This window comes from Streptococcus oralis, from assembly GCF_003943415.1.
GTDB classification, from domain to species: Bacteria; Bacillota; Bacilli; order Lactobacillales; family Streptococcaceae; genus Streptococcus; species Streptococcus oralis_BJ.
On record NZ_RJPK01000004.1, the window covers coordinates 26195 to 49171 of the forward strand.

At 39.6% G+C, this 22977-nt stretch carries 27 protein-coding genes; 4 read left to right on the plus strand and 23 right to left on the minus strand.

What is annotated here, in order from left to right; genetic code table 11:
* Window positions 1-48 precede the first annotated feature (48 nt).
* The 21 genes from D8801_RS06075 to gyrA all read right to left on the minus strand — a co-directional run bounded on the left by D8801_RS06075 (window position 49) and on the right by gyrA (window position 18869).
* Window positions 49-777, minus strand: coding sequence for a metallophosphoesterase family protein (locus D8801_RS06075; protein ID WP_125848581.1), 729 nt, complete (start codon window positions 775-777; stop codon window positions 49-51).
* A gap of 1 nt (window position 778) precedes the next feature.
* Window positions 779-2446, minus strand: a complete 1668-nt coding sequence (gene recN / locus D8801_RS06080) for a DNA repair protein RecN (RefSeq protein WP_125848583.1) — start codon at window positions 2444-2446, stop codon at window positions 779-781.
* 6 nt (window positions 2447-2452) lie between these two features.
* Entirely contained in the window at window positions 2453-2884 is a 432-nt protein-coding gene (locus D8801_RS06085) for an arginine repressor (RefSeq protein ID WP_001034389.1), read from the minus strand.
* Window positions 2877-3692: a TlyA family RNA methyltransferase gene (locus D8801_RS06090; protein ID WP_125848585.1), complete on the minus strand. Its 816-nt coding sequence runs from the start codon at window positions 3690-3692 to the stop codon at window positions 2877-2879. The genes D8801_RS06085 and D8801_RS06090 overlap by 8 nt, the downstream gene beginning before the upstream one ends.
* Entirely contained in the window at window positions 3685-4560 is an 876-nt protein-coding gene (locus D8801_RS06095; RefSeq protein WP_125848587.1) for a polyprenyl synthetase family protein, read from the minus strand. The genes D8801_RS06090 and D8801_RS06095 overlap by 8 nt, the downstream gene beginning before the upstream one ends.
* The gene (locus tag D8801_RS06100; protein ID WP_000043226.1) at window positions 4557-4769 is read right to left on the minus strand and encodes an exodeoxyribonuclease VII small subunit; all 213 of its coding nucleotides are present in this window, start codon (window positions 4767-4769) and stop codon (window positions 4557-4559) included. The genes D8801_RS06095 and D8801_RS06100 overlap by 4 nt, the downstream gene beginning before the upstream one ends.
* Window positions 4747-6087 carry an exodeoxyribonuclease VII large subunit gene (gene xseA / locus D8801_RS06105; RefSeq protein WP_125848589.1) on the minus strand — a complete coding sequence of 447 codons (1341 nt, stop codon included), beginning with the start codon at window positions 6085-6087 and terminating at the stop codon, window positions 4747-4749. Before xseA ends, D8801_RS06100 begins: the two co-directional genes overlap by 23 nt.
* 128 nt (window positions 6088-6215) lie before the next feature.
* Complete coding sequence (gene udk, locus D8801_RS06110; RefSeq protein ID WP_125848591.1) at window positions 6216-6854, minus strand: uridine kinase; 639 nt, start codon at window positions 6852-6854, stop codon at window positions 6216-6218.
* 113 nt (window positions 6855-6967) lie between these two features.
* The gene (gene truB / locus D8801_RS06115) at window positions 6968-7846 is read right to left on the minus strand and encodes a tRNA pseudouridine(55) synthase TruB (protein ID WP_125848593.1); all 879 of its coding nucleotides are present in this window, start codon (window positions 7844-7846) and stop codon (window positions 6968-6970) included.
* Between the two features lie 74 nt (window positions 7847-7920).
* Entirely contained in the window at window positions 7921-8721 is an 801-nt protein-coding gene (locus D8801_RS06120; protein ID WP_125848595.1) for a hypothetical protein, read from the minus strand.
* A 9-nt stretch (window positions 8722-8730) separates the two neighbouring features.
* A complete protein-coding gene (locus tag D8801_RS06125) occupies window positions 8731-9549 on the minus strand; it encodes a hypothetical protein (RefSeq protein ID WP_260468145.1) in 819 nt (272 codons plus the stop codon).
* 25 nt (window positions 9550-9574) lie between these two features.
* On the minus strand, window positions 9575-10849 hold the full coding sequence (locus D8801_RS06130; protein ID WP_125848598.1) for a DUF2130 domain-containing protein: 1275 nt from the start codon (window positions 10847-10849) through the stop codon (window positions 9575-9577).
* 94 nt (window positions 10850-10943) lie between these two features.
* Entirely contained in the window at window positions 10944-12224 is a 1281-nt protein-coding gene (locus D8801_RS06135) for an O-acetylhomoserine aminocarboxypropyltransferase/cysteine synthase family protein (protein WP_125848600.1), read from the minus strand.
* A gap of 150 nt (window positions 12225-12374) precedes the next feature.
* Window positions 12375-13172 carry a formate/nitrite transporter family protein gene (locus tag D8801_RS06140; RefSeq protein WP_125848601.1) on the minus strand — a complete coding sequence of 266 codons (798 nt, stop codon included), beginning with the start codon at window positions 13170-13172 and terminating at the stop codon, window positions 12375-12377.
* Between the two features lie 125 nt (window positions 13173-13297).
* A complete protein-coding gene (locus D8801_RS06145; RefSeq protein ID WP_125848603.1) occupies window positions 13298-13645 on the minus strand; it encodes a hypothetical protein in 348 nt (115 codons plus the stop codon).
* A gap of 157 nt (window positions 13646-13802) precedes the next feature.
* Window positions 13803-14144 (minus strand): hypothetical protein, encoded by a 342-nt coding sequence (locus tag D8801_RS06150; RefSeq protein WP_033585389.1) that lies wholly within the window; start codon window positions 14142-14144, stop codon window positions 13803-13805.
* Window positions 14145-14263: 119 nt separating this feature from the next.
* Window positions 14264-14386 (minus strand): hypothetical protein, encoded by a 123-nt coding sequence (locus tag D8801_RS09945; RefSeq protein ID WP_260468146.1) that lies wholly within the window; start codon window positions 14384-14386, stop codon window positions 14264-14266.
* Window positions 14387-14517: 131 nt separating this feature from the next.
* On the minus strand, window positions 14518-15147 hold the full coding sequence (locus D8801_RS06155) for a hypothetical protein (protein WP_125848605.1): 630 nt from the start codon (window positions 15145-15147) through the stop codon (window positions 14518-14520).
* A 26-nt stretch (window positions 15148-15173) separates the two neighbouring features.
* On the minus strand, window positions 15174-15590 hold the full coding sequence (locus tag D8801_RS06160; protein WP_125848608.1) for a hypothetical protein: 417 nt from the start codon (window positions 15588-15590) through the stop codon (window positions 15174-15176).
* A gap of 73 nt (window positions 15591-15663) precedes the next feature.
* Window positions 15664-16404, minus strand: coding sequence for a class A sortase (locus D8801_RS06165; RefSeq protein WP_125848610.1), 741 nt, complete (start codon window positions 16402-16404; stop codon window positions 15664-15666).
* Window positions 16404-18869: a DNA gyrase subunit A gene (gene gyrA, locus D8801_RS06170; protein ID WP_125848612.1), complete on the minus strand. Its 2466-nt coding sequence runs from the start codon at window positions 18867-18869 to the stop codon at window positions 16404-16406. The genes D8801_RS06165 and gyrA overlap by 1 nt, the downstream gene beginning before the upstream one ends.
* Window positions 18870-19062: 193 nt before the next feature.
* On the opposite strand from gyrA, the gene D8801_RS06175 reads away from it, so the two are divergent.
* Window positions 19063-20049, plus strand: coding sequence for an L-lactate dehydrogenase (locus D8801_RS06175; RefSeq protein WP_000204720.1), 987 nt, complete (start codon window positions 19063-19065; stop codon window positions 20047-20049).
* Between the two features lie 211 nt (window positions 20050-20260).
* Window positions 20261-21049: a hypothetical protein gene (locus D8801_RS06180; RefSeq protein WP_125848614.1), complete on the plus strand. Its 789-nt coding sequence runs from the start codon at window positions 20261-20263 to the stop codon at window positions 21047-21049.
* Between the two features lie 465 nt (window positions 21050-21514).
* Here D8801_RS06180 and D8801_RS06195 read toward each other — a convergent pair whose 3' ends face one another.
* Window positions 21515-21685: a helix-turn-helix domain-containing protein gene (locus D8801_RS06195; RefSeq protein ID WP_125848832.1), complete on the minus strand. Its 171-nt coding sequence runs from the start codon at window positions 21683-21685 to the stop codon at window positions 21515-21517.
* A 215-nt stretch (window positions 21686-21900) separates the two neighbouring features.
* Between D8801_RS06195 and D8801_RS06200 the strand changes: the two genes are divergently transcribed.
* Window positions 21901-22101, plus strand: a complete 201-nt coding sequence (locus tag D8801_RS06200) for a KTSC domain-containing protein (protein WP_125848618.1) — start codon at window positions 21901-21903, stop codon at window positions 22099-22101.
* Here the strand turns inward: D8801_RS06200 and D8801_RS06205 are convergent.
* Window positions 22098-22286, minus strand: a complete 189-nt coding sequence (locus D8801_RS06205) for a hypothetical protein (RefSeq protein WP_125848620.1) — start codon at window positions 22284-22286, stop codon at window positions 22098-22100. The genes D8801_RS06200 and D8801_RS06205 overlap by 4 nt on opposite strands.
* 56 nt (window positions 22287-22342) lie before the next feature.
* Here D8801_RS06205 and D8801_RS06210 point away from each other — a divergent pair, with 56 nt between their 5' ends.
* Window positions 22343-22792, plus strand: a complete 450-nt coding sequence (locus tag D8801_RS06210) for a hypothetical protein (protein WP_125848622.1) — start codon at window positions 22343-22345, stop codon at window positions 22790-22792.
* Window positions 22793-22977 lie beyond the last annotated feature (185 nt).

A 22977-nucleotide genomic window follows, 5' to 3' on the forward strand; every position in this document is an offset into this window, starting at 1 on the left:
TATAAATTGTTTTTAATATTTTGACAAGACCATACCCTGCTAGGAGTACTAATCTTCGGCAATAAAACCATCATTTTCGATAAAGTGGTGTTCTGTCATTCCTTGGTCTGTAAAGACGATACCATGAAGGACACCACCATAGACAGCTCCTCCATCCATACCAATCTTGCCATCATCTGTTATCCAAAGCTCAGCTGTACCTCGGTCTTGCTTTAGCAAACCATAAACCGGTGTATGCCCAAAGACAATGGTTTTTCCAGTATGATTTTCGGCTTCATGGAATGGTTTTCTGAGCCAGACTTTCTTGTAATCAGTTGTTTCATGCCAATCATCCAAGGTCAAATCAATACCAGCATGAACAAAGATATACTTGTCTGTCTCTACTACAAACGGCATCTTGCGAATAAATTCCACCAAATCTGCTGCTTCAGTGGCAACTCGCTTGGCATCCTCAACTCCATCAACTGGTGCATCCAAAGGACGACCTAGGATAGAGTTAATGGTTGTATCACCACCATTGCGACGATAATGGTCATAGCTTTCTTCTGGGTCATCGAGCCAAGTCAGAAACATATATTCATGGTTTCCTGATAGACAGATAGCTCCATGATTGTCAACCAAGTCTTTGACCATTTCCAGAACACGGCGACTATCTTCACCTCGGTCAATCAAATCCCCTAGAAAAAGCAACTGAGTTTGACCATCCCAGGTCTTGAGCAGATCTTCTAGCATACCTGCCTTTCCGTGAACATCTCCAATTACATAATAGTCTGTCATCTTACTTCTCCCTCGTTTGCAATAATTCTCTGGCTTGGGTAAGGGCAGCTTCTGTTACATTTTCCCCAGCCAACATTTTAGCTACTTCCTCTACTCGCTCTTCTAAAGTCAAGAGTCGAACCGTAGACACCGTTGAGTGCTCATCGCTAATCTTCTCAATAAAGAATTGATAATCCGCGATGGCAATCACTTGTGGAAGGTGAGAAATAGCAAGAACCTGACCATGCTGGCCAATCTTATGAATCTTTTGAGCAATGGCTTGGGCTACACGACCTGAAACTCCCGTATCCACCTCATCAAAGACAATACTAGTCTTGCCTTCTTTGCGAGAAAAGGCGGATTTAATAGCTAGCATGAGACGAGACAATTCCCCACCAGATGCAACCTTGACTAAAGGTTTAAAGTCTTCACCTGGGTTGGTCGAAATATAAAACTCGACCATTTCATTACCTTCTCGACTGAATTTGCCCTTACTAAAGCGAACCTGGAACTGTGCCTTCTCCATATAGAGGTCTTGCAATTCTTGCTTAATCTCAGCTTCGAGCTGCAGAGCCAAATCATGACGAGCAGATGCAAGCTGACCTGCCAAATCAACAAGATTAACTTCCAATTTCTTGAGCTCTGCTTCCATGTCTTCAGAAGAAAGGTTATTTCCAGTCAAGAGATTGTACTCATCCGTAATCTTGGCAAAATAAAGCAAAACGTCGTCTACAGTTCCACCATACTTGCGAGTAATAGTATTCAGAAGGTCCAAGCGATTCTCAACCTGCATGAGGCGATTACCATCAAAATCCAAGTCCTCAATAATATCTTCTAAACGCTTGGTAATATCTTCTAAAACATAGTAGGTCTCTGACAGAGAACTTGAAATTTCACGGTATTCAGGGTCATACTCTTCAACACTTTCCATGTCATTCATTGCTGAACGGACATTAGCAAGACTTGAGAATTCCTCATTGTCCAACATGCTATAGGCATTGGTTAGCGTATCCGCAATATTTTTATGATTGAGAAGCTTATCTCGTTCTTGGTTGAGAGCCAAGTCTTCACCGGCCTGCAAGTTTGCTGCTTCAATCTCTGCCATTTGAAATTCCAACATCTCAATGCGAGCCTTGTGTTCCTGCTGGTTTTTCTTGACTTCAAGAACCTGCTTGCGCATTTTGCGATAGGCGTCAAAGCTTGTCTGATAGGTCTCCTTCAAGTCCAAGAAAGCTGCATCACCAAACTCATCCAACATCTGGATGTGCAGTTGCGGACGCATTAACTCTTCTTGGTCATGTTGACCATGAATATCGACAAGATGCTGGCCAATTGCACGCAAAACAGAAAGATTGACCATCTGCCCATTCACGCGACTTACACTTCGCCCATTTTGAAGAATTTCACGACGGATGATAATCTCATCCCCCAACTCCAACCCTTGCTCTTCAAAGAGCTCTTGTAAAGAACGGCTATTTTCAACAGAGAAAAGCCCTTCAATCTCAGCCTTGGGAGCATCATGACGAATAACATCTGTAGTAGCTCTAGCTCCTAACATCATGTTCATGGCATCGATGATGATCGATTTCCCAGCACCTGTTTCACCAGTTAAGACTGTCATGCCTTTTTCAAAATTGAGCGAAATCGCCTCTATAATGGCAAAGTTTTTTATCGAAATTTCAAGTAACATATAAACCTACCAATTTTTTACTTGTTCAAACATTTCCTTGGCGTCTTCTTCATTTCTCAAGATAATCAAAATTGAGTTGTCGTCTGCCAGACAGTTGAAAATTCTCTCTGAGAAAGTATTCATCAGCTGACTCTTGACAAAGGCAGTATTGCCAGGAATGACATCCAGATTGATCATATTTCCCATGCGCTCAGAACCTACTATGTTATTCTCGGCTAACTGCAAACTTCTTACAATTGTTTTTGGCAATTCATAGATATATTTATTGTTCTTCAAGGGAATTTTTACGATACCCAGTTCCTTAATATCTCGTGACACTGTCGCTTGAGTGGCTGAGATGCCTGCTTCCTTTAAGTGCTCAACGATTTCTTCCTGGGTTCCGATTTGATAATCCGTTACAAATCTTCTAATTTTTTCAAGTCTTTCTTTTTTATTCATCTTTAAATTCTCTATGTGCTCTCTCTACAACTTTTTCTATTTCTAGGGCAACTTGGTTACTTGCCCCATCTTCCTTTTTCAAATATGCCAGAAATTCGATGTTCCCATGTCCACCTTGGATTGGTGAATAGTCTAATCCAAGCACTGAAAAACCTTGTTCAACTGCCATAGAAGTGACAGATTCAAGGACATTCTGATGAACCTTGGCATCACAAATAATCCCATTTTTCCCAATCTGCTCACGACCTGCTTCAAACTGGGGCTTAACCAGAGCCACGACCTGACCTTGATCAGCCAAGACACGATGCAAAGCAGGCAAAATCAGACTGAGGGAAATGAAACTCACATCAATACTGGCAAAGCTTGGTTCCTGCTCAAAATCAGTCTTTTCAGCATAACGAAAATTAAACTGCTCCATGCTGACAACCCGCGGGTCTTGACGTAATTTCCAAGCCAACTGATTGGTGCCAACATCGACTGCAAAGATCAACTCAGCACCATTTTGCAACATGACGTCAGTAAATCCTCCAGTGGAAGCCCCAATATCAATCGTGGTCGCTCCATCAACTGACAACCCAAAGACCTGCAAGGCTTTTTCTAATTTCAAACCACCACGGCTAACATACTTGAGTTTTTCACCTTTGAGTTTTAGCTCAGTGTCATCTGGGATTTTCTCTCCTGGCTTGTCAAAACGCTCCCCATTGAGGACTGCTACAACTAGACCAGCCATGACACCGCGTTTAGCCTGTTCTCGTGTTTCAAACAAGCCCTGTTTATAAGCTAGTACATCCACTCTTTCCTTAGCCATTGATTCTCAAACTTTCTACTACTTTCACAATCGGCGCTGTTTCAAAGCTGACTTGCTGGGCAATTTCTTCTAATTTAGCCTCGGCTTGATCCAAAGTTTGGTTACAAAAGGATATAGCCTCCTCCAAGCCCAACAAGGCTGGATAGGTCGACTTTTCTGCCTGTAAATCCTTTTGCGGAGTCTTGCCGATTTCCTCAAAACTAGCTGTTACATCCAGCACATCATCTCTGACTTGAAAGGCCAGCCCAATCAATTCACCCACAGTTTTCAATTTTGCTTGGATTTCTGGTTCCAATTCCGCAATGATAGCAGCTGCTTGGAAAGGATAAGCTAGTAATTTTCCAGTCTTATTGTCATGAATGGTCTGAAGTTCTTCCAAGGATAAATGCTGGTGTTCGCCTTCCATATCTAAAACCTGCCCTGCCACCATACCTAGACTCCCTGAAGCAAGGGATAAGTTGGCAATCAAATCCACCTTGATCTGACTTGGTAAATCTGCCTGCGCTATCAAGGCATAGGGATCTAGGAACAAGGCGTCTCCTGCCAATATTGCCATAGCTTCGCCAAATTTCTTATGATTGGTTAAACGCCCCCGACGATAATCGTCATCATCCATGGCAGGAAGATCATCATGAATCAAGCTTCCTGTATGAATCATTTCCAAAGCCGCAGCCACCTGCGCGTGAGCTGGTTGGATAACCACTCTCAGGGATTCCAAAACTTCTAACAAGAGAAAAGGCCGAATACGCTTGCCACCAGCATGAATAGAATAGAGAACAGACTCTCGCAAACTAGAGGCAAACTGCTGGTCTCCATAAAAATCTTCCAAGGCAGACTCGACAAGAGATAATTTTTCTTGCTTCTTCATTCAAAATCACTTTCTGTTCCGTCTTCTTGCATGACCTTGACCAAGGTCTTTTCAGCCTTGTCCAGCGTCGCTTGGAGCTCTTTTGACAAGACCATTCCCTTTTGAAAGGCAGCAATTGCATCTTCTAGAGCGATTTCACCATTTTCCAAACTTTGGACAATGGTTTCCAGTTCTGCTAGATTTTCCTCAAATTTCTTTTGTTTTGACATCTTTAACCTCTAATTCTACTTGACCATCTCGCATCAAAAGCGTTACTTGATCTTTTTTCTTCAAACTCTCAACCGAGTCTACTACGGACTCTTCCTTTTTGACAATAGCATAACCACGCGCCACGATTCGACTGGTATCCAACATCAGCAGAGCTTCTGAAAGTCGCTTCACTTCAGCAACTTTAGCATCATAAACAAGAGCCATTTGGCTACGTAAGAGCCTATCCAACTGACCAAGCCGGTCTTGATAGCGTTGGATTTTGGTAATAGGTGATATTTGGACCAATTGATGCGTCCTTGCTTGGACTAATTGCTTGTTATCAGAAATCCGTGTTCGCAAACTTTGTTTTAAGCGCAGTTGTAGTTGATCTAACCGTTGCAAATAACCATCATACAAGCGCTCTGGCTGTCTAAAGATAACTGACTGACTGCATTTTTTCAGAGCTTCTTGTTTCTTAGATAGGACATTTCGGACTGCTGTTGCCATCCGTTTTTCTTGATTTTGCAAATGGGTCAAGAGATCCAACTTGGTTACAGGTGTTGCCAGTTCAGCAGCAGCTGTTGGCGTTGCAGCCCGTCTATCTGCCACAAAATCCGCCAAGGTCACATCTGTCTCATGCCCAACACTAGAAATAACTGGCAAACGGGATTCAAAAATAGCCCGTACCACGATCTCTTCGTTAAAAGCCCAGAGATCCTCGATGGACCCCCCACCACGACCAATGATGAGAACATCTAGGTCCTCACGTTGATTGGCACGCGCAATATTTCGAGCAATTTCCTCCGCTGCTCCATCACCTTGTACCTTGGACGGATAGAGAAGGATATCAACACCAGGAAAACGTCTGCTGACGGTCGTGATGATATCTCGAATAACGGCTCCACTACGACTGGTCACCACACCGATTCGCTTAGCAAACTGGGGAAGAGGTTGCTTGAATCTCTCTTGAAATAGACCTTCTTCCGTCAATTTTTTCTTGAGTTGTTCAAACTGAATCGCTAGCGCTCCAACCCCATCAGGCTCAGCTTTTTCAATGATGATAGAGTAACTCCCGCTGGGTTCATAAACCTGTACACGCCCAATCACATTGATCTTCATTCCCTCTTCGAGGTCAAAACCTAATTTCTGATAAATCCCAGACCAGATGGTCGCTTGAATAACCGCATGGTCATCTTTTAGGGAGAAATATTGGTGAGTAGGACGTTTACGAAAGTTGGAAACTTGACCAGTTAAATAGACCCGTTCCAAGTAAGGGTCTTTATCGAATTTCATTTTCAGATACTTGGTCAAAGTTGTTACCGATAAATACTTTTCCATCTCCACCTACTACTCATTTTCTTGCTTTTCCATGGGTATTATTATACCAAAAACATGCTTAAAAATCACCTTTTTCCTACTGAAACTAAAGGAAAAATAGAAAAAGGAGGTCATGCCTCCTCATCTGATTATTTGCTGTTACGAGCTTCTTCCAAAATCTTGGAAATTTTGGTGGTCAAAAGGTCGATAGCGACTGTATTGCTAACCCCTTCAGGAATGACGATATCGGCATAACGCTTGGTCGGCTCAATGAACTGGTGGTACATAGGTTTGACCACACCCAAGTACTGATCAATAACGCTATCTAAACTACGGCCGCGCTCTTCCATATCACGCTTGATACGACGAATAATGCGCACATCATCATCCGTATCCACAAAAATCTTGATATCCATCAAATCACGCAGACGCTTGTCCTCCAAGACCAAGATTCCCTCAACGATAAAGACATCCTGAGGCTCCTGACGATAGGTCTTGTTACTCCGTGTATGCGCTGTATAGTCATAAGTCGGAATGTCCACTGGCCGTCCCGCCAACAATTCCTTAATCTGCTCGATCATCAAGTCTGTATCAAAGGCAAATGGATGGTCGTAGTTGGTTTTGACACGCTCTTCAAAGGTCAAGTGAGACTGATCCTTGTAGTATGAATCATGCTCAATCATGGAAATCTTTTCATCAGGAAAATGCGATAAAATGGCTCTTGAAACACTGGTCTTACCACCACCAGAACCACCTGTCACTCCGATAATGATTGGTCTATTTTGCATGCTATCCTCCGTTTTTTTATCCGTGGTCTATTCTATCACATTTTTAGCAAAATTTATAGTCTGATTTTGGATAGATTATGGGTAACAATTCAAATCCCTACATCTCAGTTAGACTAGATAAAAACCTTCCTTGGTTTGTAAAGTTCACCCCGTTTTTCAAGAATGGCTAGCAATTTTTCTCCCTCAAAGGCAGCCAATTCCTTATCCAACTGTTCTAGCTCGATAAAACGACCAAAGCGTACTTCTGTAGCCTGTTCTTGAGTTAGGAAAACTTTGACAAGGTCCCCTGTTCCAATCTCTAAAGGATGGAGAAAGTCCAGTTGCCCAGCCTCCACTTTTTCAGCAATTTCTTCTAAGGTCAAGGCATCTTCTAACTGCAAACCGGCTGCACTAGTCCGTGTCAAATGGGACATATGAGCCGCATAACCCAGCTTCTCTCCCAAGTCAACCGATAAGGTACGGATATAGGTTCCCTTACTGCATTTCACACGAAAAGTGAATCGTGCAAGTTCGCCCTCATAAGAAATCGGACTTGTCCGCTCAAATTGATAAATAGTCACCTGACGTTCTGGACGCTCTACTTCCTGATCAGCACGCGCATATTCATAGAGCTTGCGACCATTGACCTTGACAGCCGAATACATAGGGGGAATCTGAACAATAGGCCCAGTCAGACTCGCAATGGCTTTATCGACAATGGTTTCATCCAAGGGCGACAAAACGGGTGTCTCTGCGACCACTTCTCCACTGGCATCCTCAGTCGTCGTTGAATAACCAAGAGTGATTTCCCCCTCATAGACCTTGCCCTCGTCCTGCATAAACTCGACCATACGAGTCGCCTTGCCCACCGCAATAGGCAAAACACCCACCACATCCGGATCCAAGGTCCCACCATGACCAATCTTCTTGGTTCCCAAAATCTTACGCAGCTTAAAAACCGCATCATGCGAAGTCATCCCCGCTTCTTTTTTTAAGTTGATAATACCGTTCATTTGTTACTTTCTAATTCCCTTTTCACTTTACATCAACATATTCTATCTTAGACAGATTTTAAAACTATATCAGCTCATTTTTCTAAATACTTCCTAGCTTCCCGTACACAAAAGAGCTCTGGATTTTCATGGGCGATGCTTTCAAACAAACTGCGAGTACGAGCTTCATCTCCTTTTAATTGGGCGTTGAGGGCTCCGTAATAAGAAAACATGATTCGAGCTAGCTTATTTTCGGGTTCCGCAGTGTCGAAATAGTCGTTTACTTCTTGATTAAACACAATATCTTTTATGGCTTGAGTTTGGGCGATTAGTTTAGCTTTCCCATCTTTCGAATCTGGCGCCTTGGACAATTGTTCCTCAAAGAAAGCAATATCTTGCGCATCTTGAAGATGAATAGACACTTTTAATAGTTCAAAGCTTGATATTAAAAATGTATAGTCTCTTAATCTACCCCAAATTTTTTTCAAATTATACTTGGACATATTTTCCTTGGCAGATTGAAAATCTCCTTTTAGATAAGCCACTTGACCTTGGATAAATTGAAAATACTCACGATATGTTGTCCTAAAAATCTTAATGGATTTCTCGGATTGAACCCTGAACATGTCTACATAGAGCTTAAGATTAATAGAATCGTTTAACATTAGATAAATAACCTTGTTTAGGACAAAACGTAGGTATAAGATCCAGATGATTAGAACCCACATCAGTGAAGCAAATATCACCCCCAAAATTTTGGTATCAGGTTGGTATACTAAAAAAACTCCTATTGATCCAATAGCTATTGCTACAACTGAACTAATTAGAATAACAGTCTCTATTTGTAGAAGAGTGTTCTCCGTCGCTGAACTGACTATTTTTTTTACTAATTTCATATATTACTCTCATTTCACTGATTCTAAATATTTCTGCGCTTCCTGAACACAAAAGAGCTCTGGATTTTCATGGGCGATACTTTCAAACAAGCTACGGGCAAGAGCTTCATCTCCTTTTATCTGAGCATTGAGAGCCCCGTAATAAGAAAACATGATTCGAGCTAGCTTACTTTCTGGCTCAGTGGTGTCGAAGTAGTCGTTTGATTTTTTATTGCAATAGATATCAACAATAGCCTTTAAACTCAAAATTTCTTCCTGATATTTTAAAATTTGCGATTGAACATTACTTGTTAGTTCTTCAATTTCTACCATTAATTCTTGCAATTCTAAACAATCATTCAAATGAACCAAGTTTAGGATGCTATAATACTTGATATGAAATACATAGTAGAGATTTTTGGATTTTTTTAGATTACTATTTTTTATTTTATTCAGCAATTCTAAACTATCTTGGAAGTATCCTCTATAAAAGGATACTCTTGCATTTGCCAAATATTTTGGAAGAATCTGAACATTACTATTTAAAGAATTTTCCTCAGCTCTAGCAACTATATCCTGATACTTTGTTAAATTGATATCTTCAAATAAAATATCAATTAAAGCCTTATCAAGTAATAGTTTAGATAGAAGAATAAACAATATAAGAAGGACAAGAAATACTGTTAATAGCTTTGTATAAACAGTCGATGAATGGTTAAAAATATAGACATAAACCATTACTGTTGAAAACACTAAAAAATACAGCAAATATTTAAATATAATTTTAAGAAAAATTGATTCTATTTTATCAGCTGACCATGTTCTGATAATTTCTACAACTTTTTTCATAGAAACTCCTGTTTTTAAGGTAATCTTACTCCCCCTTCAGCGCTTCAAACTTCGCTTTCATTGTTGGATTTTTCCGGGTCAATTTTTTGACGGAAACATCTTCCAATTTATTGTTTGCAAGGCGGAGTTGGTTTTCAGATGTTGTTAGGAACTTTTTAACCTCTTCCATGCGTTTGATAGCCTTATCAATTTCATCGATTGCTTTACCAAAGTTGGTCGAAGCTGAATTATAGTTCTTAGCAAAGGCCTGTTTAAAGGCATCCAAGTCTTCTTCAAAATGCGTAATGTCAATATTTTGTTCGCGAACCAAGGCCAACTCCTGCTTGTATTTAAGGGAATTAAGCGCAGCATTTCGCAAGAGACCAATCAACTGGATAAAGAATTGAGGACGGACCACATACATCTTTTCATACTCGTGACTGACGTCAACAATCCCTGTATTAAAGTAATCGTTATCGGCCTCAAGCATGGTCACCAAAACAGCATACTCACAGTTCTTTTCACGACGATCTTTGTCCAATTCCTTGTAGAAGTCCGCATTCTTATGCTTCTTCTCTGTTCCATCCGCTTCATTTTTCATCTCAAACATGATGGAAATGATTTCCACTCCATTTTCATCACACTCACGGAAGATAAAGTCCCCCTTAGAACCACGCGCAGAAACCTTGTTATCCTTCTCAAAGTAGGCATTTGGAAAGGCAAAACTACGAACCTTGTTAAACTCACTCTCTGCATACTGTTCCAAACTTTCCCCAATTGCCTTGGTTGATTGTTGGGCTTTGAAATTCTTGTAAAACTCGACTTGTTCACTAGCAGCCTTAAGCTGGGCTTCGTAATTCTGCTTAACAGAAGCCAAAGACAACTCATTTTCCTTTTCTTGCAATAGGAGCTGATTTTTGACCTGATCCCGTTCTTTTTCAAGGTCAGAAAGGGTTTTTTGCAGTTGATTTTCATGCTCCAAACGTAAGGTAGCCAATTGATTTTCCAAGGCCTGTACTTCCTTGTCCTTAGCCAATAAAGCCTCATGGCTCGTCTGTTCAACCTCTTTCTTGGCCAATTCCTTCTCTGTATCAAAGTTTTGGATTTGACTCTGCAATTGCGCGATTTCTTGATCCTTCTGAGCCAGTTTAGACTGTTGCTCATTCATGGCTTTTTGCTCAGCCAAGGCCAGCTCCTGCTTCATGCGATCGTGCAATTCCTTATCAAACTCTGCCGTTCTCACTTGGGATAAGAGTTCGGCATACTGACTTTCATTTACTGTAAAGACTTCTCCACAGTTGGGGCATTTGATTTCGTTCATAACTTTCCTCTTTCTAGACTTCTTTAACCATTATATCATGCTTAAAAGAAAATCAAAAACAGTGAGTCGAAACCCACTGTTTATATCTGTTACTTTAAATTTTTTCCAAGGCCAAGCGCAAATCTTCAATCAAATCCTCTACATTTTCAAGACCGATAGACAAGCGGATTTGGTTTGGTGTGACACCTGCTGCTTCTAGATCTTTTTCTGACAATTGACCGTGAGTGGTTGTTGCTGGATGGACAACAAGCGATTTGGCATCTGCTACGTTTGCAAGGTCAGAAAAGATTTCTAGATTATCAATCACCTTGCGTGCTTCTGCCTCTCCACCCTTGACATGGAAGGTAAAGATTGAACCAACACCTTTTGGCAAATATTTCTCAGCCAAGGCATGGTAAGGACTATCAGCTAGTTTTGGATAGTTGACTTTTTCCACCTTAGGATGGTTAACGAGGAAATCAACAATTTTCTCTGCATTTTGCACATGGCGTTCCACACGAAGAGAGAGAGTTTCAAGTCCTTGAAGTAACAAGAATGCATTAAATGGGGACAAGGCCGCACCTGTATCACGAAGCAATTGAACACGAACAGCGATAATAAAGGCTGCTGCACCCACATCCCGAGTATAGCTCAAGTTATGGTAACTTGGGTCTTCCTCAACAAATTGAGGGAATTTTCCTGAAGCTTCCCAGTCAAAACGACCGCTGTCCACGATGACACCGCCAATAGTCGTACCATGACCACCGATAAACTTAGTCGCTGAGTGAACTGCAATATCAACACCATGAGAAAAAACATTGATTAGATAAGGTGTTGCAAAAGTATTGTCCGAAACGAGAGGAATCTGGTGTTTATGCGCAATCTCAGCCAATTTTTCCAAGTCAGGAATGTTAATCAAGGGATTCCCCAAGGTTTCAATCAAGACAAGCTTGGTATTGTCATTGATAGCTGCTTCTACTTCTTCCAAATTATCCACATCCACAAAGGTTGTTGTGATCCCATAACGAGGAAGGGTTTCTTTCAAGAGATTGAAGGTCCCACCGTAAATAGTTGACGCAGCCACCACATGGTCACCTGCGTGAGCAAGCGCCAAAATAGTGTAGGTTACAGCAGCCATACCTGATGCTGTCGCTAGCGCTCCAACACCACCTTCAAGAGCAGCGATTCTTTCTTCAAAGGCCGCTGTTGTAGGATTTGTGATACGGGTATAAATGTTCCCTGGCTTTCTCAAGGCAAACAGATCAGCACCTTCCTGCGTGTCATCAAAAACGAAGGATGTTGTTTGATAAATCGGTACTGCACGAGATTTGGTCGCTGGATCAACTACTTGCCCAGCATGTAATTGTAGGGTTTCAAATTTAAAATCACGAGTCATATGACGACCTCCAAATAGCTTCATTAGGGATATTGTATCATCTTGTGCCAGTCTTTTCCAATACTGATTTTCTATATTTTGATATAAGGAACAACTATGACTAGTCTTACACATCAAACAAAAAAGCACGATTAACTCGTGCTCATTTCTTTAATCGACATAAGTATCTTCATTTTTATTGAGAAAGGCGTATGGCAAGCCCATCAAGAGACCACCTCCGATAAAGTTTCCGACAAAAGTTACACCCCAGTGACGAAGAATATTAGGTATGTCAAAGTTAGCAATTGAATCAGCAGCAACACTAAACTTAACAATCGCAAAAGAAGCAAAGTTCGCAGCAATGTGTTCGTTTGTTAAGAATACAAACATGTAAATTGCTGACAAAACAAGCCAAAGTTTGGCCCCACCATCTTTCACCAAAACAAATGAAAGAATGGCAATGTTTACAAAGATATTGGCTAAAATACCTTCAAGTAAGACTAGCTCATTGGAACGACCTAACTTCATCTCTACAACCCCTGAAATGAAACTATCATGTGTTAGATTTGCATAGGCTGCTGAGTGGGCAAAGCCCCAACCTGCTATCAAAGCTCCGATGAGATTGAACAAGGTACAGTAAAGTAAGATCTCAGCTGTTCTTCTCCAAGAGATTTTTTTCAAGAAACTACCAGCTGTCAAGAACATCATATTTGAAGTTACCAGTTCAGCATTTAAGAAAACAATGTAGGCCAATCCCCAAGCAAAAACAAATGGGAAGAGGAAACGTCCACTACCTGGAGCGATCTTATTAATCAAGTCAGCCCCAACTGCGCCCGCAGCCGTACTAAATGTCATAAAAGCACCTGCAAACATGGAACGAATCGCATACTTAAACTTACTTTGACTATAAAGACTTTCTTTCTTTTTGCAAGCAAATTCAATCTTTGAAATAAATTCTGAAGAGACCATAAAAAACTCCTAAAACTTTTATTTGTGATAATTATAACATAAAGCACGCATTTTGAAAAGCCTTTCTTGTATACGTTTTCTACAAAGAAAATCAAGGCATTGGGGGAATTCCATAAATCTCTCCTTTACCCATTAACAGAAAAACATTTCAATGTTTCAAATTGATCATCCCAAAATTCAAACTCAAATAGGTGCCAGTCATCGAAGGTTTGCTCACAATAACTAACTGTTCCTTGATTGTAGTCAATGATAGGTTTCCCCAGCTTGTTCTTCACATCTTCCTCGCTGACTTCTCCATACATTTCCTTAAGATCAGCTAGCATGAAGTTGATAATTCTATTGAGATTTTCCTGATAATTTTTTGATAACAGTTCAACTTTATCTATAAAGTCACAATCAGGCTCTTCGTCCCAAACAAAGGTCACTCCCTCATGTTCATAAGTGTATTGCTGTAAACTCTCATCAAAATTCATTGTTCACTCTCCAAATCATTATCATTTACTAAAAATTTGTTAACTCTAAGCTGTCACAAAATCATCTAGCCACAGTTACACCAATCAAAATGTTCAAATGCTTTCATAAAAATGTCTTCTACACGCTCATACGATAAAATAACAACGCTTGCAATGATTAGAAGATATCATCATAATGTTCACTTGCTTGTTGCACAAACTCGAAAATATTCAAAGATATGGGTTTCATTTCCAGTGAACCTAATGCCCCCAAATCATTCATATAAATAGTGTCGTCAGAATCTTTTTTTATAAAAAAAGCGACATCCCCATCTTGCCCAATCAGGAAAAAATCAGGTTCCCACTCTTCTATTTGGTAGGTGGAGTTTCTTTCTAGCAAATCTAGCTTCGAGTATAAGATGATACCTGTATTCTCTATTATCAACTCTCCTGCTTTGTCGATTTTACTCAAGAATTCTGCGTATAAGTTTGGAAGTACCAAGTCAATCTGATTATTCATTCTCAACTCCTCATCTATTTTTCCTACTGCGAAAGTCCTATATCTCATCTTCACTTAGTTCTCTAAAATGTGAAATATGATATCCAAAATAACACTTCCCCCGATTTTCCTATGAAGATTCAGTGTCCAGCCATATTGGCAATTCCTCCCAAGAATATCATAGGAAGATCCTTGTCAAATGGAAAACTACTTGTTATGTCTTCTTTGAGCGTAACGAAAGACTTTTCTCTTAACTGACTCATTATCTATCCTCTCTTATGCCAGGCATCCTTCGGTTACTTACGATAAACCTTTCAACCTACTGACCAGATTTCTCTCATATTGAAAAGATACCATTAAAGTTGAATGAGCATCTTGCAAGCATCATACATTATCAAATTTTATAGTTTTCAATTTCTTCTCTACTCATGCCTACAAGTTCTGTCGTCCACAAGCCCACAATGTCCGACAAGACTGAATCACAGGTATATTCTTCTTCACCGCCTATATACTTACAGGAAAAGACAGGCTTCCTTGTCGCCGCTTGATAAAATGTCATGGCTACTTCTTCTAGTTTTTTAGGATTGAAATCAAGTGATAGTTTTTGAGCCATACTTCCTCGTACCAGATCCCAATTTTCCTGCTTAACCTGATAGCTTTCTCGTATTTTAGACACATAGCCCCTACAAAATGCTTTCAATAAGTCTGTGTTCTGATAAAGATACCGATAGCTAAAATCCGAAATACAACCTGCATGAAGTAGGAATGTCAGTAAGTCATCCAGACTTTCTGCTACTCTCCCCACTTGGCCCTCACTTCCGATAAAGCCTATGCTGTTATCTTCGAGAAAAACATATTCTCCCCCACTACCGTCTTGAGCAAATGCCTTACAGGCAAGAGAGTATTCCTCATTGTTCCCTGAAAACTGAACTTCACTTATCTTGTCATAAAAATAAATATCACATTCAGTCATCAGTAAGGTCCTTAACTGTTCATTTTCTCTGACTTCTTGTAGCTTATCCATGATCATTCCTTTCTTAAGCTAAACACTTATCCATCTATCACAATTCTAATATGGTAGTTTTTAGTTTCATTCTTTAGATTCTTCACAAGCAGATCATTCTGTTTTGATTGTCCGAAGAAAAAACTGACAGCTTTTCCATCTTTTCTTTCGATACACAAATGATACCTTGCCCCATTCAATTTGACACTTCGAATATATTTGACTTCAATCATTTTGATGTTATTCAGCGGAATGATTCTCTTCACAAATACAAAAGCATTGTGAATATAAAGTCTACCATTGGCAATGTGAAACGGGGCAAAAAAATCACCACCACTACGACGGACAATTATAAAACGTCGCCAAAAGATTAGTAAAAGAATAGAGGCTAATAAGTAAAAGGCAAAACTAAAGACAGGACTTTCCCACATCGTTTTCATTCCAAACAAAAAATATTCGAACATGCATCATTCTCCTTTGACTGACGCTTCTATTTGACAAAAACCAGTGAAAAATACAATTCACTGGTTTTTGAGGTTAATAACGTTGTTTATATGGCTTATTAAAGGCGCTTAGGATATCATCAGATGTTTCAGAATAAGCTTTAACTTCTTTAAAATCACCTTTAACAATAATCCGCTCTGTCGCATTATAGTCCACACAGGTCACCAATGTGATTTCTTTGATACCATCACGATCTTCGATTTCATCTACTCGGTCCGGAGTAACGTGTTTAACTTCCGTAATCTCATAAGTATAAACCTTATCCTTATCGGTCAGGTAAATTTTCATACCCGCTTTAGCGTTAACTAAAGGTGAGAAGAGCATTTGACTGGCATTTTCAGCAGTAAAGATATGGTGACTGGCTAGAGAATAGTTGCCCTCTCCCATTTTTTGGTCTGGTTTCATGGTTCCTGCTCCGTAGAACAAGTTTACATTATCCAACCCTTTGAAAATCGGCAAGTTAATCTCCACTTCGGGAATAGCAATTCCTCCAATAACTGGAAGTTGCTGAGAATCCCACTGGGCAGCTAACACCGCTTCCGATGAGATGGATTTGACAGAATCAAAATCGAAATTTCCTTCTGTCTCTTTATTTTCCTCAATTTTTTCCTTAGTCACCTGACTGACTTGGTATTTATTGGTATTCCAAACCATAAAGATGTCACGAATTTGAGCATTAAAAATCAAGGCAAGGGATAGAAGAATTAAAAATCCAGCTAAAATATTGATTAGTATATTTTTACGGTTATTCTTCTTCATTTTTCTATGAGACATTATGCTTCACCCTCTGTTTTCTCTTTTGTTACCTCTTCTTTTTCTGCTGCAGCAACCGTTGTGAAGGTCACAATCTTGGCATCTTGGTCTAGACGCATCACCTTAACTCCCATGGTTGAGCGTCCTGTTTGTGAAATATTGGCAACATTCGTACGAATCATGACACCTGTATCTGTGATAATCATCAGGTCTTCATCCCCTTTAACTGTGAGGAGGCCTGCAAGAGGACCATTCTTCTCAGCAACATTGGCTGTCTTCATCCCTTTACCACCACGGCCTTTAGTTGGATATTCAGTAGCAAGGGTACGTTTACCATAACCTTTTTCAGTGATGATAAGGACCTCATCCTGGTCAGTAATAACACTTGCACCAACTACTGTATCACCTTCTCGAAGATTGACTCCTCGGACACCTGTCGCGATACGGCTCATGCCACGAACGGCTGATTGATTAAAGCGAACAGCATAACCAAACTTGGTACCAATGATAATATCTGTGTCTTCTTCTGTCAATAGAACATTGATCAATTCGTCCTCATCCTTGAGATTCAAGGCCTTAAGTCCATTTTGACGAATATTGGCAAATTCTTTGACACTGGTTCTCTTCACGACACCGTGACGAGTTGTGAAGAAGAGATAAGCATCATCACTACGTTCAGACTCAACGTTGATGATGGTCTGAATGCTTTCGCCTTCGTCCAACTTCAATAGATTGACAACTGGCAAGCCCTTAGCAGTACGACCGTATTCTGGGATTTCATAACCCTTAAGGCGATAGACACGTCCTTTATTAGTAAAGAAAAGCAGATGATCATGGGTGCTGGTTGAAACCAACTCACGCACAAAGTCATCATCCTTAACTCCCGTACCTTGAACTCCACGGCCACCACGTTTTTGAGCAGTAAACTCACCTTGGTCCAAACGTTTGATATAGCCCTTGTTAGATAGGGTAATCAAGACATCCGTTTCTTCAATCAAATCTTCATCTTCAAGAGTTAAGACTTCTCCGATCATCAACTCCGTACGACGCTTGTCACCAAATTTGCGTTTGACTTCGTCCAATTCCTCTTTGATGATTTGCGCCACGCGCTCTGGTTTAGCAAGAATATCGGCCAAATCTGCAATCAAGGCAATCAATTCATCATACTCAGACTGAATCTTATCACGTTCCAATCCTGTCAAACGACGAAGACGCATATCAAGGATAGCTTGGCTTTGACGTTCGGAAAGTTTAAACTTGCTCATCAACTCAGCTTGCGCTTCCGCATCGGTTTCGCTGGCACGAATGATACGGATTACTTCGTCGATATGGTCAAGTGCAATTAAAAGACCTTCTAAGATGTGCGCACGCGCTTCCGCTTTTTCCTTGTCAAAACGGGTACGACGAACAACTACTTCCTTTTGGTGCTCGATATAAGCGTCCAAAATTTGACGAAGGGACAAGATCTTCGGTACACCGTTTTGAATCGCCAGCATATTGAAACCAAAATTGGTTTGCATCTGGGTCATCTTGAAGAGGTTGTTGAGGATAACATTTGCGGATGCATCACGTTTGACCTCGATTACGAAACGAACCCCTTCACGGTTGGATTCATCGCGTACTGCCGTAATTCCCTCAATCCGTTTTTCCTGAACCAAGCGAACAATATGCTCATGCACCTTGGTTTTATTGACCATATAAGGGAATTCCGTTACAACAATCCGTTCACGGCCAGTCTTAGTGGTTTCAATCTCTGTACGAGAACGAAGAACAATCGAACCTTTTCCAGTCTCATAAGCCTTATGAATGCCTGATTTTCCCATAACAAGGGCACCAGTTGGAAAATCTGGACCAGGCAAAACTTCCATCAAGTCCTTAGTAGTCACATCTGGATTGTCCATGACTAGCTTCACCGCATCAATAGTTTCACTCAGATTGTGAGGAGGAATGTTGGTAGCCATCCCTACGGCAATCCCAGTAGCCCCATTGACCAAAAGGTTTGGAAAACGAGCTGGCAAGACCAGAGGTTCACGTTCATTGGCATCGTAGTTATCTACGAAATCAACTGTGTTTTTATTGATATCACGAAGCATTTCAAGAGCAATCTTGCTCATACGTGCCTCAGTATACCGCTGCGCAGCAGCACCGTCTCCATCCATAGAACCAAAGTTCCCATGCCCATCGACAAGCATGTAACGGTAACTCCACCACTGGGCCATACGGACCATGGCTTCGTAAATAGAGGAATCCCCGTGTGGGTGGTATTTACCCATAACATCCCCTGTGATACGGGCTGATTTTTTATGAGGTTTGTCTGGAGTAACACCTAGTTCATTCATCCCGTAAAGAATGCGGCGGTGAACTGGTTTTAAGCCATCTCGAACATCAGGAAGAGCACGCGCTACGATAACACTCATGGCGTAATCGATAAAACTGGTCTTCATCTCCTTTGTCAGATTAACATTCACTAAATTTTTATCCTGCATTAATAAATGCCTCATTTCACTATTAGTAATTAGATATATTATACCATAAAATGTCCTTTATTTCAGGCTTCTGAAACTACTAAAACGTTTACATCTATAACCGAATAGAATATTCGTGACAAAGCTTTTTAAAAGTGATAGAATGAAAGTGTCTAGGGATTCCCCTAAAAAAAATGAAGGAGATGTTTAGATAATGACTTCAACTAAACAACACAAAAAAGTGATCCTTGTTGGTGACGGTGCCGTAGGTTCATCTTACGCTTTCGCACTTGTTAACCAAGGAATTGCACAAGAGCTTGGAATTATCGAAATTCCACAATTACACGAAAAAGCTGTTGGTGATGCGCTTGACCTTAGTCACGCCCTTGCCTTCACTTCACCTAAAAAAATCTACGCTGCTCAATACTCTGACTGTGCAGATGCTGACCTTGTTGTTATCACTGCAGGTGCTCCTCAAAAACCAGGTGAAACTCGCCTTGACCTTGTAGGTAAAAACTTGGCTATCAACAAATCAATCGTAACACAAGTTGTTGAATCAGGTTTTGATGGTATCTTCCTTGTTGCTGCTAACCCAGTTGACGTTTTGACTTACTCAACTTGGAAATTCTCTGGATTCCCTAAAGAACGTGTTATCGGTTCAGGTACTTCACTTGACTCAGCACGTTTCCGTCAAGCACTTGCTGAAAAATTGGATGTTGATGCTCGTTCAGTTCACGCCTACATCATGGGTGAACACGGAGATTCTGAATTCGCTGTTTGGTCACATGCAAATATCGCTGGTGTAAACCTTGAAGAATTCCTTAAAGACACTCAAAACGTTCAAGAAGCTGAATTGATTGAATTGTTCGAAGGTGTTCGTGATGCTGCTTACACAATCATCAACAAAAAAGGAGCTACATATTATGGTATCGCCGTAGCACTCGCTCGTATCACAAAAGCAATCCTTGATGACGAAAATGCAGTACTTCCACTTTCAGTCTTCCAAGAAGGTCAATACGGAGTTGAAAACGTCTTTATCGGTCAACCAGCTGTTGTTGGTGCACACGGTATCGTTCGTCCAGTAAACATCCCATTGAACGATGCGGAAACTCAAAAAATGCAAGCATCTGCTAAAGAATTGCAAGCAATCATTGATGAAGCATGGAAAAATCCTGAATTCCAAGCAGCTTCTAAAAACTAATTAAAAGAAGGTTCTCATTTCATGGGAGCCTTTTTCTTTTTGCACAGAACGATAAAATCATATTTTCCAAAACAAAAAGCCTATCAACCAAGCAATGAAGCTTGATACAATAGGCTTTTTCTAAATTCATTATTTAACAGCGTCTTCCATTCCTTTCCTCCTTTTTATTTATGGTATAATAACTAATAAAAAATATTATCTGGGGTTAAAGATGTCCCGATATACAGATTACAAATACGCTTCTGGTGTATTGAAAGAAGTCGAAAACAAACCAGAAAAATATCTCATTATTCATTATTCGTGCGAAAGTTTCTATAATCTAGGGGGAAAAAGTCCCAGAATTGCATCGATATCCGTTCGTCAATTCAATAATGCTCAAACGAATAACTTTTCTATTCATCAATACTCTGAAATGTTGGACATCCCTATTACAGATGAGAATTACAGAATTATCGAAAAAGAATTGTTAAATGATTTCTTTGCATTTGTCGATAAAAACTCCGACAAAATGTGGATTCACTGGAATATGAGAGATAGCGTCTTCGGTTTTAATGCTTTAGAACAACGATTCAAGGTTCTTGGTGGTTCACCAGTTGCTATTGATAACGACAAGAAAATAGATCTTGGTCATTTATTTAAATTACTATACGGTGGTAACTATATTGAAAACCCACATATCGAAAAATTGCTACATTTGAATAATTTTAATCCAAAGCGATTCCTCACTGGCAAAGAAGAAGCTGAAGCTTTCGCCAATGGAGAATACGCAAAACTCAGCATGTCTACCTCAAGTAAAGTGAATCTGTTCTCCACATTTGTTACACATGCTATCAATAAAACTTTGAAAACAAATGTATCTGTATGGGCAATCAGGGGAGTATCTGTCAAGGGACTTTATTCCACTTTTCAAGAAACAGCCTATGGACAAATGATTCTATGGATTATAAACCTTATCCTAGGTGGAATAATCGGTGCAGTAATTGCAAAATACATCTCATAACAGACCGTCTAGAAAGTAGTCCAAGCTTTTTCTGAGCTTGTTCTACTTCTTTTTTTGCGTATTCTATAGAAATTAGAGTTGGGTTATCAAACCAATCTTTTTCTAAATAATACTTTTGCCCACACTCAGACATATAATCAATCAATGACTGAAAATGCTTTATGCGTTCATGAAGATGTTTTATATTTTCTTTCATCCGTCATATTTGCTCCTTTCTCTAAACATAATTTGAGTATAATTTCGTTTAGCTCATTAAACATTCGTTTTAAAAAAATCTTTTACATGTTTGTTGAAAACTTTTGCTAGTTTTTGAAGTGTTCGAAGTTTGACAATTGAAAAATGACCTGTTTCTATCAAATGTATTGTTATTCGTGAAACATTCTACTTTTCTGCAAGTTCTTCTTGAGACATTTTTTCTGTCTCACGCCACTTTTTTAAACGTTCTCCTTGCACGTTCTTACCTCCTTATCTTAATTCATCTATGCTGATTTTCAACGCATCAGCAATTTTCCTAACTGTGTCAAAATATAAATCTTTCACTTCTCCATCTCTTAAACGATAGATTCCATCAGGTCCAATACCTGCTTTTAAACAAAGTTTATAAACCGTCCAATTTCTTTCTGAAAGTTTTCGGATATTTTTTCCAAAAGCATAGCCGTTTTCTCCTTATCTAGATTTATTTTTATATCTTTTGCGCTTACATATGCTATTGTACTATATATTGTGTTCATTGTAGATTTTCACTCCTTGCTTGCACAATATATTGACAAACGTTGTTTTTTATCATATAATATATTTTGACTAGGACCTCTCACCGTTTTAGTCAAAATTTCAACAGAAAGGAGAGAATTATGCAGAGAAAATATGTTGCATCTACTAATGTTCGTAGTGTTGGTTGGCAGGCAGGAATCTTAGAAGTTGAATTTAATAACGGTAGTATTTATCACTACCATAATGTTAGTGAATCAGAATACAGCTCTGTCTTGATTGGATCTGTCGGTTCTAATATTCATAGATTGTCTAAATACCATCCTTACACACGAGTAAGCTAATCCAGTAGAGTTTCATCAAGTGGGCGAAACTCTTTTGTTTGCTCTAGATAAACTCCATCCGCTGAAATGATGATTTTTGAATGAAAATCATTTTGTTTAAGCTTTTTAGAATAAACCAACAAGTCTTTTAAAATATCCTTTTGCTGCTTATTGCCTTTATGATTTGCTGTTTCTTTTTCGTTCATAGCATTCCTTTCTAAATTTGGTATAATAAAGATAATAAAATGATTGGAGAAAATTTATGAATAATTTTAGTTTTATAGAAACACTTGCGATAGCTGCCATACCTGCCTTTGTTTCTGCTATGTGGTCTTACATCGCTGCTAAAGAAAACAGCAAGCATGAAATTGATAAAATTAACATCGCACACTCACAAGAGCTTGAAAATATCGAAAATCAATTTAAACAAGATATGGAAAAAATGCAAAAGCAACACTCACAAGAGCTTGATTCGCTGAAACAAACTCACGAATTAAGATTACTTGAACTTGAAAAAGTATCTCAACTAGACACTCAAACTGACCAAGGTTTAAAGATAAATGACCTAATTTTTAAAGCTATTTCAGGAGAAATATCTGCAGATGTAGCAATAAAAAATATAAGCACTCTTAGTCAATTCGCAAACAAGCAACAACCTTCCAATCTTCAAAAACAATTTGTGAAAAAGTTATCCAAGAAAAATCACAAATGATACTCTTTCTTGATACGCTCTATCTCAGAATCAAACCACGCTTTGTGGTTTTTAATTTTCTTTTCCAGATGAAGTACACCCAGATAGCCCCAGCGAGTAGCAAACAGACCACATTCCAAAATTTCTTCTTGTCTTTCATGACAAAACCTCCGAGATATGCTATACTATTAGTGAGTCTTGGGGCT

Coding starts and splice junctions, on each gene's coding strand:
- D8801_RS06120 (WP_125848595.1), bottom strand. CDS start 8,721: ATGAAATTAGTAAAAAAAATAGTCAGTTCAGCGACGGAGAACACTCTT.
- D8801_RS06150 (WP_033585389.1), bottom strand. CDS start 14,144: ATGAATAATCAGATTGACTTGGTACTTCCAAACTTATACGCAGAATTC.
- D8801_RS06155 (WP_125848605.1), bottom strand. CDS start 15,147: ATGGATAAGCTACAAGAAGTCAGAGAAAATGAACAGTTAAGGACCTTA.
- D8801_RS06075 (WP_125848581.1), bottom strand. CDS start 777: ATGACAGACTATTATGTAATTGGAGATGTTCACGGAAAGGCAGGTATG.
- D8801_RS06095 (WP_125848587.1), bottom strand. CDS start 4,560: ATGAAGAAGCAAGAAAAATTATCTCTTGTCGAGTCTGCCTTGGAAGAT.
- D8801_RS06165 (WP_125848610.1), bottom strand. CDS start 16,404: ATGTCTCATAGAAAAATGAAGAAGAATAACCGTAAAAATATACTAATC.
- xseA (WP_125848589.1), bottom strand. CDS start 6,087: ATGGAAAAGTATTTATCGGTAACAACTTTGACCAAGTATCTGAAAATG.
- D8801_RS09945 (WP_260468146.1), bottom strand. CDS start 14,386: ATGAGTCAGTTAAGAGAAAAGTCTTTCGTTACGCTCAAAGAAGACATA.
- recN (WP_125848583.1), bottom strand. CDS start 2,446: ATGTTACTTGAAATTTCGATAAAAAACTTTGCCATTATAGAGGCGATT.
- D8801_RS06090 (WP_125848585.1), bottom strand. CDS start 3,692: ATGGCTAAGGAAAGAGTGGATGTACTAGCTTATAAACAGGGCTTGTTT.
- D8801_RS06180 (WP_125848614.1), top strand. CDS start 20,261: ATGTCCCGATATACAGATTACAAATACGCTTCTGGTGTATTGAAAGAA.
- D8801_RS06100 (WP_000043226.1), bottom strand. CDS start 4,769: ATGTCAAAACAAAAGAAATTTGAGGAAAATCTAGCAGAACTGGAAACC.
- D8801_RS06205 (WP_125848620.1), bottom strand. CDS start 22,286: ATGAACGAAAAAGAAACAGCAAATCATAAAGGCAATAAGCAGCAAAAG.
- D8801_RS06125 (WP_260468145.1), bottom strand. CDS start 9,549: ATGAAAAAAGTTGTAGAAATTATCAGAACATGGTCAGCTGATAAAATA.
- D8801_RS06145 (WP_125848603.1), bottom strand. CDS start 13,645: ATGAATTTTGATGAGAGTTTACAGCAATACACTTATGAACATGAGGGA.
- D8801_RS06175 (WP_000204720.1), top strand. CDS start 19,063: ATGACTTCAACTAAACAACACAAAAAAGTGATCCTTGTTGGTGACGGT.
- D8801_RS06085 (WP_001034389.1), bottom strand. CDS start 2,884: ATGAATAAAAAAGAAAGACTTGAAAAAATTAGAAGATTTGTAACGGAT.
- udk (WP_125848591.1), bottom strand. CDS start 6,854: ATGCAAAATAGACCAATCATTATCGGAGTGACAGGTGGTTCTGGTGGT.
- D8801_RS06160 (WP_125848608.1), bottom strand. CDS start 15,590: ATGTTCGAATATTTTTTGTTTGGAATGAAAACGATGTGGGAAAGTCCT.
- truB (WP_125848593.1), bottom strand. CDS start 7,846: ATGAACGGTATTATCAACTTAAAAAAAGAAGCGGGGATGACTTCGCAT.
- D8801_RS06130 (WP_125848598.1), bottom strand. CDS start 10,849: ATGAACGAAATCAAATGCCCCAACTGTGGAGAAGTCTTTACAGTAAAT.
- D8801_RS06140 (WP_125848601.1), bottom strand. CDS start 13,172: ATGGTCTCTTCAGAATTTATTTCAAAGATTGAATTTGCTTGCAAAAAG.
- D8801_RS06210 (WP_125848622.1), top strand. CDS start 22,343: ATGAATAATTTTAGTTTTATAGAAACACTTGCGATAGCTGCCATACCT.
- D8801_RS06135 (WP_125848600.1), bottom strand. CDS start 12,224: ATGACTCGTGATTTTAAATTTGAAACCCTACAATTACATGCTGGGCAA.
- D8801_RS06200 (WP_125848618.1), top strand. CDS start 21,901: ATGCAGAGAAAATATGTTGCATCTACTAATGTTCGTAGTGTTGGTTGG.
- gyrA (WP_125848612.1), bottom strand. CDS start 18,869: ATGCAGGATAAAAATTTAGTGAATGTTAATCTGACAAAGGAGATGAAG.